This is a genomic window from Nocardia sp. CC201C, assembly GCF_030010695.1.
GTDB classification, from domain to species: Bacteria; Actinomycetota; Actinomycetes; order Mycobacteriales; family Mycobacteriaceae; genus Nocardia; species Nocardia otitidiscaviarum.
On sequence record NZ_JASCXP010000298.1, the window covers coordinates 1 to 9,288 of the forward strand.

Here is a 9,288-nt window from a genome sequence, read left to right on the forward strand (position 1 = left end):
GCCTCGGCCCCACGGTGACGGGCGAGCGAACGCTCCGCCTCCGGTCGCCCAGCGGCGGCGAAACGATCACGGCCGAGTCGGTCGGCGGGTGTGTGGCCGAGACCACTCCCCGACTGATGCGACAATCGATCTCGTGACGACGTCCCTGGAAACCGCTGCGAGCAGTCTGCGGATCGGCCCCTACCCGGTCGATCCGCCCGTCGTGCTCGCCCCGATGGCCGGAATCACCAACGTCGCCTTCCGCACCCTGTGCCGGGAATTCGGCAGCGCCACCTCCATCTACGTGTGCGAGATGATCACCGCCCGCGCGGTGGTGGAGCGCAATGAGAAGACGCTGCACATGATGTCGTTCGGGCCCGACGAGAGCCCGCGGTCCATGCAGTTGTACGGCGTCGACCCGAAAACCCTCGGCGAGGCCGTGCGCATCGTCGTCGGCGAGGGCTGGGCCGACCACATCGACCTCAATCTCGGCTGCCCGGTGCCCAAGGTGACCCGACTCGGCGGTGGCGCGGCGCTGCCCTACAAGCGCGAGCTGTTCCGGGCCATCGTGCGGGAGATGGTGGCGGCGGCCGCACCGGCCGGAGTGCCGATCACGGTGAAATTCCGTATCGGCATCGACGACGACCACATCACCTATCTCGACACCGGGCGCATCGCCGAGGCCGAAGGCGCGGCGGCGGTCGCGTTGCACGCGCGCACCGCGGCGCAGCGGTACTCCGGGGAGGCCGACTGGACCGCCATCGCGCGGCTCAAGGAGGCCGTGACCACCATCCCGGTGCTCGGCAACGGCGACATCTTCAGCGCCGACGACGCGGTGACCATGATGGCGCGGACCGGATGCGACGGTGTCGTCGTCGGCCGCGGCTGCCTCGGACGGCCCTGGCTGTTCGCCGAACTCGAGGCCGCGCTGCGCGGCGAACCCGTCCCGACCCCGCCGAATCTCGGCAAGGTCGGCGAGATCCTGTACCGGCACGCGTCCCTGCTCGCCGACCACGACGGCGAGGACAAGGGCATGCGCGATCTGCGCAAGCACATGGCCTGGTACCTCATGGGCTTCCCGGTCGGCTCCGAACTGCGGCGCAGGTTCGCCACCGTCGGCAGCCTCGCCGAACTCTCCGACCTCATCGGACAACTCGATCCCAACGCGCCGTTCCCCAAGGACGCGGAGGGTCCGCGCGGCAGACAGGGCTCACCGGGCAAGGTGGCGCTGCCGCACGGCTGGCTCGACGATCCCGACGACTGCGCGGTCCCGACCGCGGCGGATGTCATGCACAGCGGCGGCTGACGTGGGTTCCGGCGGCGGCTGAGACCGCGCGGTTCTCAGGTTCGACTGGTCCGTTGTGGCGAAATCGTTATCATGGCCTCTGCATCGAAGAGCAAAGTGAGGTTCGTTGGTGGGTGACGATCGGTACGGGCGTACGCCACGGCCCGGAGGTCGCGCCCCGTGGGAGCGCTACCCCGCGGACGAGGCGGAGCAGCCGCGCGGCCGCCGGAATCGGCACGCCGACGACGCCGCCAACGGATCCGCGCCCATCTCGGTGCAGGACCTCGTGGAGAAGGTCGACAACGAGCGCAGGGGCCGACGCCGACGCGCCGAATCCGATGCACCGGCCATCGACGCCTGGGACGCCGAGCCCGGCAACGGATCTCACGGCACCACCGGGCCTCGCGGCACCAACGGAGCGCGCGGAGCCGACACCCACGGCGCCCGGCGCGCGGCCGACCAGACCGGAGCGCGCCGCGCCGTCCCGACCGAGGTGAACGGCATGGGCGGCGCGGACTCCGCCCCGGTGCGACGCCCCGCCCCGGGCGAATCGGGAGCGATACGCCGTCCCGCCCCGATGGATTCGGCGCCGACCAGACGGCCGACTCCGGTGGACTCCACACCCACCCGACGCCCTGCTCCGGTGGATTCAACACCAACCCGACGGCCCGCCCCGGGCGAATCCGGTGCCATCCGCCGCCCGGCCCCGGGCGAATCCGGTGCGATCGGCCGACGGGGACCCGCGGACTCGGGTGCCGTACGCCGCCCGCCCCCAGACGAATCCGGTGCGATCGGCCGACAGGGACCCGCGGACTCCGGCGCCATCCGCCGACCGCCCCCGAGCGAATCCGGCACCATGGCCCGCCAAGCCCCCGCGGACTCCGCCCCGGTGCGGCGCGCGCCGTGGGGTAAAGGCAAGGGGGCCGCGAATGCCGGTGTGGCGGGGCCGGTTCGGGCCGCGGCTGCCGATCCGGTCACCGAGGAACTGCCGCCCGTGACGGGTCCGGCGCCGGAGCCGGAGGAGCCGCGCCCCATCCGAGGTGTCGCCTCACCGGCCGACTACCCCACCACCGCACTGCCCACATCGGTTGGCTCCAAGCCGCTCTCCCGCTTGGCCGGGAATCGCCAGCGCCGCACCAAGCGGCTGCGGCTGGCCGGACGCAGCACGGCCGCGGTCGTCGCGGTCATCGCGCTGCTCGTCACCGGCGTCGGCTGGAGCTACATGAAGGTCAAGGACGGCAGCCTCAACCAGGTCGCGGCCCTGGACGAGAACTCCGCCGACATCATCGACGCCAATGCGCAGTACGGCGACGAGACCTTCCTCATCGTCGGCACCGATACCCGCGCGGGCGTGAACTCCGACCTCGGCGCGGGCACCACCGAGGACGCCGAGGGCGCGCGCGCCGACACCGTCATGCTGGTCAATATCCCGGCCAAGCGGGATCGTGTTGTGGCCGTGTCCTTCCCGCGCGACCTGGATGTCACCCGTCCGGTCTGCGAGGGCTGGGACAACGAGAACGCCAAGTACAGCTCCGAGACTTTCGCCTCGGCCATCGGGGACAAGCTCAACGCCACCTACGCGCTGGGCGGGCCCAAATGCCTGACCAAGGTCATCCAGAAGATGACCGGCCTCAAGATCAACCACTTCGTCGGCATCGACTTCGCGGGCTTCGAAGCCATGGTCGACACCATCGGCGGCGTCGAGGTGTGCACCACCAAGCCGCTGATCGACGACACCCTCGGCACCATCCTCACCGAGCCGGGCAAGCAGATCGTGAACGGCGCGACCGCACTCGACTACGTGCGCGCCCGCCACGTGTACGGCGAGGAGCGCAGCGACTACGACCGCATCAATCGCCAGCAGCGCTTCCTGGCCTCGCTGCTGCGCGGGGCGCTGTCGAACAAGGTGCTGTTCGATCTGGGCAAGCTCAACGGCTTCATCAACGGCTTCGCGCAGCACTCCTTCATGGACAACGTGAACACCAAGGACCTGCTCACGCTGGGCCGGTCGCTGCAGAAGGTGGATGCCGGAGCGATCACCTTCCTCACCATCCCGACCGCGGGCACCACCTCGTACGGCAACGAGATTCCGCGCGAATCCGATATCAAGGCCATCTTCCGGGCCATCATCGACGACCAGCCGCTGCCCGGGGAGAAGAAGCCCGAACCCGAGGAGACCACCACCACGCAGGCCCCGCCGACCAAGCCGAAGCTGATCGCGGTCGACCCCAGCATGGTGTCGTTGCAGGTGTCCAACGGCTCCGGACTGTCGGGCATCGCCTCGACCACCGCCACCAAACTCGCCAGCCGCGGCTTCCAGATCTACAGCACCGGCAACTATGCCGAGGGCTCGTCGGCCACCACCAAGGTGCGCTACTCCGGCAGCGACCAGGAGGCCGCGGCCGCCACCGTGGCCAGCGCGATCCCGGGCGCGTCGCTGGAGGCCACCACCGGGCTCGGCAGCATCGTGGAAGTGGTGCTCGGCTCGGACTTCACCGGTACCGTGCAGGCGCCGACCACCTTCGGCCAGACGCTGCCCGACACTCCGACGGCAGCCGCCGAGGAGACGCCGATCACACTGCCGTCCGATCTGGAGCATGTGAACGCGGCCGACGACACCTGCAAGTAGCGGCCACGGCATCGGTGGTGACGGCCGACATGCCGGCGCGGCACCCATGATTCACCGACCGTTGGTGACTTGGTCAGCGATGGCTACTAGTGTCTTGACTCATGCGTGTCATCTACAACGAACAAATGGCCGAGCTCGCCGATCTGCTCGGCGGCATGGCCGGCCTCGCGGGCGACGCGATGGAGCGGGCGACCAAGTCGCTGCTCGACGCCGACCTCGAAATGGCCGAGCAGGTGATCACCGAATACGACCGGATCGCCGAGATGATCACGCTGGCCGAGGAGAAGGCGTTCGCGCTGCTCGCCCTCCAGGCGCCGGTGGCCGGCGACCTGCGCCAGGTGGTGAGCGCCATCCAGATCGTCTCCGACGTGAACCGCATGGGCGTGCTCGCCCTGCACGTCGCCAAGATGACCCGGCGTCGCTTCCCGAACCACACGGTGCCCGAGACGGTGAACTCCTACTTCGCGGAGATGGGACGCATCGCCGTCAAGATGGGCGCGGCGGCCAAGGACGTCTTGGAGACCCGCGACCCCGAGCGCGCCGCCAAGCTCAATGACGACGACGAAGCGATGGACGATCTGCACAAGCATCTGTTCACGCTCATCATGGACCGCGACTGGGAGCACGGGGTGGCCGCCGCCGTCGACGTGGCGCTGCTGGGCCGCTACTACGAGCGCTTCGCCGATCACGCCGTGGAGATCGGCCGCCGCGTGGTGTTCCTGGTGACCGGCGTGCTGCCGCCCGATCCGGATCAGGAGAAGGAATCTCTCTGACCGTCCGACAATGACGCGCGATGCGGCCGCCCGATACTCCGGGCGGCCGAATGCGTTTCAGGGCTGAGGAATTCAGCGCCGAAGAATCCAACGCTCAGGAATCCGACGCCGAGGAATTCGAGCGGCGGTTCAGTCCGTGCGCGTCTTCTCGTCGGTGGCCTCGGCCTCGCGCCAGCCGAGCAGCAGCGACCGGTTGCGTTCCGGCTTCCAGGGCAGCGCGACGGCCACGATGACGGCGCACACCACCAGCGTGCCCACCGCGACCATGGAGGCCGCGTGCGAGCCCTCCAGCGCCGCGACCTTCATGGCGTGCACCAGATCCGCGCGCGGCTGCTCCAGCAGCGGGTTGAGCGGCGCCTTCATGATCTCCAGCACGCTGATCGGGGTATTGGAGGCCAGTTCCTTCTGCTGGGCGTTCATGATCGCCTCCGGCACCGCGGCGATGCGTCCGCTCACCCGGTCGGCGTAGATGGAGCTCATGATGGAGCCCAGCAGCGCCACCCCGAGTGCGCCGCCGACCTCGCGGGTGGTGTCGTTGACCGCGGAACCCGCACCGGCCTCCTCCAGCGGGACCGAACCCATGATGGACTCGGTGGCCGGACCCTGCACCACCGCGAAACCGATGCCCATGAGCACCATGGAGATCAGCACCGGTCCCAGGTACGGGGTGTCGACGGTGGTCTGTCCGGCGATGTACATGGCGACCGCCAGGACGAGCACGCCGGTCACGATGACCGCGGTCGCGCCCACCCGTTGGGCGATGAGGGTCGCGGCCGGGGCTCCGATGCCAACGGCCAGCGCGAAAGGCAGTGAGTGGATGCCGAATTCGAGCGGGGACAGCTCCTTGACGCCCTGAAAGTACTGGGTGATGAGGAACAGGAAGCCGAAGGCGCAGAAGTAGGACACCGTGATCGCGAGCGCGGGCACCGCGAAGCGTCGGATCCGGAACAGTCGCATATTCAGCACCGGGGTCCGCACCCGCAGCTCCCAGGCCACGAACGCGGCCAGCGCCGCCGCCGAGATCGCGTATCCCAGTAGGCTTTCCACCGACAGCCAGCCGTGCTTGGGCGCCTCGATGATCGACCACACCAGCAGGGTCACACCCGCCAGCGACAGCACGATGCCGATGCGGTCCAGCCGATCCACGTGCGAGGCACGGGATTCCGGCGTGGTGATCCAGACGGCCGCGATGGCGATCACGGCCACCGGCACATTGATCCAGAACACCGAATGCCAGCTGAAGTGCTCGAGCAGCCAGCCGCCCACGGTCGGCCCGATGGCGATCGCGATGCCCGCCATGGCGGTCCACACGGCGATGGCGGCGGCGCGTTCCCGCGCGGTGGTGAAGATATTGGTGAGCAGCGCCAGGGTCGCCGGGAAGACCATGGCCGCGAAGATGCCCATGCCCGCGCGCGCCGCGATCACCTGGCCCAGCCCCGAGGCCAGCGCACCCGCCGCCGACATGACGGCCACACCGGCCAGACCCCACACCAGGAACCGCTTGCGCCCGTACCGGTCGCCCAGATGCCCCATGGCGAGCAGGAGGCCGGAGAACGCCAGGGTGAACGCGTCCACGATCCATTGCAGTCCCGCCATATCGGCCCGCAACTGCACGGCCATCGACGGCAGCGCCACATTCACGAGGGTGTTGTCGAGTACCACGAGCAGTTCGGCGAGGCAGATGGCGATCAATGCCGCCACCCTGCCCCGCCCGGACAAGGCGATCCGCGCTTCGGACTGCTGGATCGACGCTGATAAAGCCATCCTCCGCCTCCTAGGTATAACGATCGGTTTAGTTACCTAGGACACTAACTGTTACCAACAGTTGCATACAATGCTGGCGCGGCCATATGACACAGCTAACATTCGGCGAAGCGAATGCATGGACGTACCACCGCGACCGTGCTCCTCGCCCGCAACGACCACGGCACCGGTCCATCAGGACCGGTGCCGTGAAGTATCCGTCGAGGCGGACCGTCAGCCGAAGCGGCCGGAGATGTAGTCCTCGGTGGCCTTCTGCGACGGGTTGGAGAAGATCTTCTCCGTCTCGTCGATCTCGACCAGCTTGCCGGGCTTGCCCTGCGCCTCCAGGTTGAAGAACGCCGTCTGGTCGCTCACGCGCGCGGCCTGCTGCATATTGTGGGTGACGATGACGATGGTGAACTCCTTCTTCAGCTCGGCGATGAGATCCTCGATCGCGAGCGTGGAGATGGGGTCCAGGGCCGAACACGGCTCGTCCATCAGCAGTACGTCGGGCGAGACCGCGATGGCGCGGGCGATGCAGAGACGCTGCTGCTGACCGCCGGAGAGACCGCCGCCGGGCTTGTCCAGGCGGTCCTTGACCTCGTTCCAGAGGTTCGCGCCGCGCAGCGAGCGCTCGGCGACCTCATCGAGTTCCTTCTTGCCGCGCATCCCCTGCAACTTGAGCCCGGCCACCACATTGTCGCGAATCGACATGGTGGGGAACGGGTTCGGACGCTGGAACACCATGCCGATGGTGCGACGCACCCCCACCGGGTCGATGGCCGCCCCGTAGATGTCCTCGCCGTCCAGCAGCACCGCGCCCTCGACGCGCGCACCCGGGGTCACCTCGTGCATGCGGTTGAGCGAACGCAGCACCGTGGACTTGCCGCAGCCGGACGGACCGATGAACGCGGTCACGCTGCGCGGCAGCACGGTGAGCGAAACGTCCTTCACGGCATGGAAGGCGCTGTAGTAGATATTCAGATCTTTGACGTCGATCCGCTTGGCCATCTCGTCTTTATCCGTTCCGCTCTATCGGTTCCGCGTCAGGAACTTGTTGACCGCCGCGGCGGCAAGGTACAGCAGGGCGATCATCAGGATCAGCGTCAGCGCCGCACCCCAGACCCGCAGTCGGCCCGCGGGTTCGGGGTTGGCCAGCTCCTGGTAGATCAGCAGCGGCAGCGACGCCATATTGCCGTCGAAGACATTCGAGTTGATCGACTTGCTGTAGCCGACCAGCACCAGCACCGGCGCGGTCTCGCCCATGACGCGGGCCAGCGACAGCAGGATGCCGCTGATCATGCCCGGCAGCGCCGTCGGCACCACGATCCGCAGGACGGTCTTCCACTTCGGCACGCCCAGCGCGTAGGACGCCTCGCGCAGCTCGTCGGGGACGAGCTTGAGCATCTCCTCGGTGGAGCGCACCACCACCGGCAGCATGAGCAGCACCAGCGCCAGCGACACCGCCAGCGCGCTCTTCGGGAACCCCAACGTCGATATCCACAGCGCGAAGACGAACAGCGCGGCAACGATCGATGGCACACCGGCCAGAATGTCGACGGTGAAGGTGGTGACCTTGGCCAGCCAACCGCGGCCGTACTCGACCAGGAAGATGGCGGCCATGACACCCAGCGGCACCGCGATGATCGCCGCCACGGCGGACTGCACGATGGTGCCGTAGATGGCGTGGTACACACCGCCCGCTGTCTGGTCGGGCAGCACGCCCCGCTGCGAGTTCATCCACCAGTTCGGCGCGACGATCGCCTCGAGGCCCTTGCTGACCACCATGAACAGCACCCAGCCCAGTGGGATGAGGGCGAGCACGAAGCAGGTCCACACCACACCGGTGGCGATATTGTTGCGAATCCGCCGGTTGAGACTCGTCTCGCGGAAGGTCGGTGCCTTGACCGGCTTGTCGAGCAGTACGGTACTCATCCGTTCACCTTCCCGCCGGCCGCCAGCCGTGCCAGGGCGTTCACCACGAAGGTCAGCGCGAACAGCACGAAGCCGGCCGCGATGTAGGCGCCCGTAGGCAGGGCGTCATTGAATTCCGCCGCCGCCGAAGCGATCTTGGACGCGAAGGTGTAGCCGCCGTCGAACAGCGACCAGGTGCCCGCCTCCGCCGCGGTGCGCAACACCACCAGCACGGCGATGGTCTCACCGAGCGCGCGGCCCAGGCCGAGCATGGATCCGGCGATCACACCGCTGCGGCCGTAGGGCAGCACGGTCATCCGGACGACCTCCCACTTGGTGGCGCCCAATGCCTGCGCGGCCTCGATGTGCGCGTACGGGGTCAGACCGAACACCTCGCGGCTGACCGAGGTGATGATCGGCAGGATCATGACCGCGAGCACCACGCCCGCGGTGAAGATGGTGCCGCCGCCCGAGATGCTGACATTGCCGTCGGAGAACAGGAAGAACCAGCCGAGGTTGTCATTGAGGAAGCGCTGTACGGGCTCCAGCTCCGGCGCGAGCACCAGGAAGCCCCAGAGGCCGAAAACGATGGAGGGCACCGCGGCCAGCAGGTCGACCAGCACCGCGAACGGCCGCGCCAGCGCCTTGGGCGCGTACTGGGTGAGGAACAGCGCGATCCCGACCCCGATCGGCACCGCGATCACCAGCGCCATGAGCGAACTCAGCACCGTGACCATGAACAGGTCCCTGATGCCGAAACGCAGATGCTCGGCGTTGGAGGTGTTGAACTCCGTGCTGGAGAAGAAGTTGGCCTCGTTGGCCTGGATCGACGGCACCGCCCGCACCAGCAGGAAAAGCGCGATCAAGGCGATCGCCGCCACGATGACGCCACCCGCCGTGGTGGCGGCCGAACGGAACAGCCATTCGGCGTTCAGCCCCGATCCACGGGATGCGGCGGCCTTCGG

At 68.2% G+C, this 9,288-nt stretch carries 7 protein-coding genes; 3 read left to right on the top strand and 4 right to left on the bottom strand.

Features of this window, described 5'->3' with window-relative positions; translation table 11 throughout:
- Positions 1–133 precede the first annotated feature (133 nt).
- From dusB to phoU, 3 genes are all read left to right on the top strand, one after another.
- Complete coding sequence (dusB, locus tag QK444_RS25750) at positions 134–1,285, top strand: tRNA dihydrouridine synthase DusB (protein ID WP_282784505.1); 1,152 nt, start codon at positions 134–136, stop codon at positions 1,283–1,285.
- Positions 1,286–1,394: 109 nt separating this feature from the next.
- Positions 1,395–3,893: an LCP family protein gene (locus QK444_RS25755; protein WP_349239543.1), complete on the top strand. Its 2,499-nt coding sequence runs from the start codon at positions 1,395–1,397 to the stop codon at positions 3,891–3,893.
- Positions 3,894–3,994: 101 nt separating this feature from the next.
- Complete coding sequence (phoU, locus tag QK444_RS25760; RefSeq protein ID WP_282784507.1) at positions 3,995–4,666, top strand: phosphate signaling complex protein PhoU; 672 nt, start codon at positions 3,995–3,997, stop codon at positions 4,664–4,666.
- 129 nt (positions 4,667–4,795) lie between these two features.
- On the opposite strand, the gene QK444_RS25765 is transcribed toward phoU, so the two are convergent.
- The 4 genes from QK444_RS25765 to pstC form a co-directional block, all read right to left on the bottom strand.
- Positions 4,796–6,430, bottom strand: a complete 1,635-nt coding sequence (locus QK444_RS25765) for an MFS transporter (RefSeq protein ID WP_282784509.1) — start codon at positions 6,428–6,430, stop codon at positions 4,796–4,798.
- 213 nt (positions 6,431–6,643) lie between these two features.
- Positions 6,644–7,420, bottom strand: coding sequence for a phosphate ABC transporter ATP-binding protein PstB (gene pstB / locus QK444_RS25770; RefSeq protein WP_282784511.1), 777 nt, complete (start codon positions 7,418–7,420; stop codon positions 6,644–6,646).
- Between the two features lie 21 nt (positions 7,421–7,441).
- Positions 7,442–8,344 carry a phosphate ABC transporter permease PstA gene (pstA, locus tag QK444_RS25775; protein WP_282784512.1) on the bottom strand — a complete coding sequence of 301 codons (903 nt, stop codon included), beginning with the start codon at positions 8,342–8,344 and terminating at the stop codon, positions 7,442–7,444.
- The gene (pstC, locus tag QK444_RS25780) at positions 8,341–9,258 is read right to left on the bottom strand and encodes a phosphate ABC transporter permease subunit PstC (RefSeq protein ID WP_282784517.1); all 918 of its coding nucleotides are present in this window, start codon (positions 9,256–9,258) and stop codon (positions 8,341–8,343) included. The genes pstA and pstC overlap by 4 nt, the downstream gene beginning before the upstream one ends.
- Between the last annotated feature and the right edge of the window lie 30 nt (positions 9,259–9,288).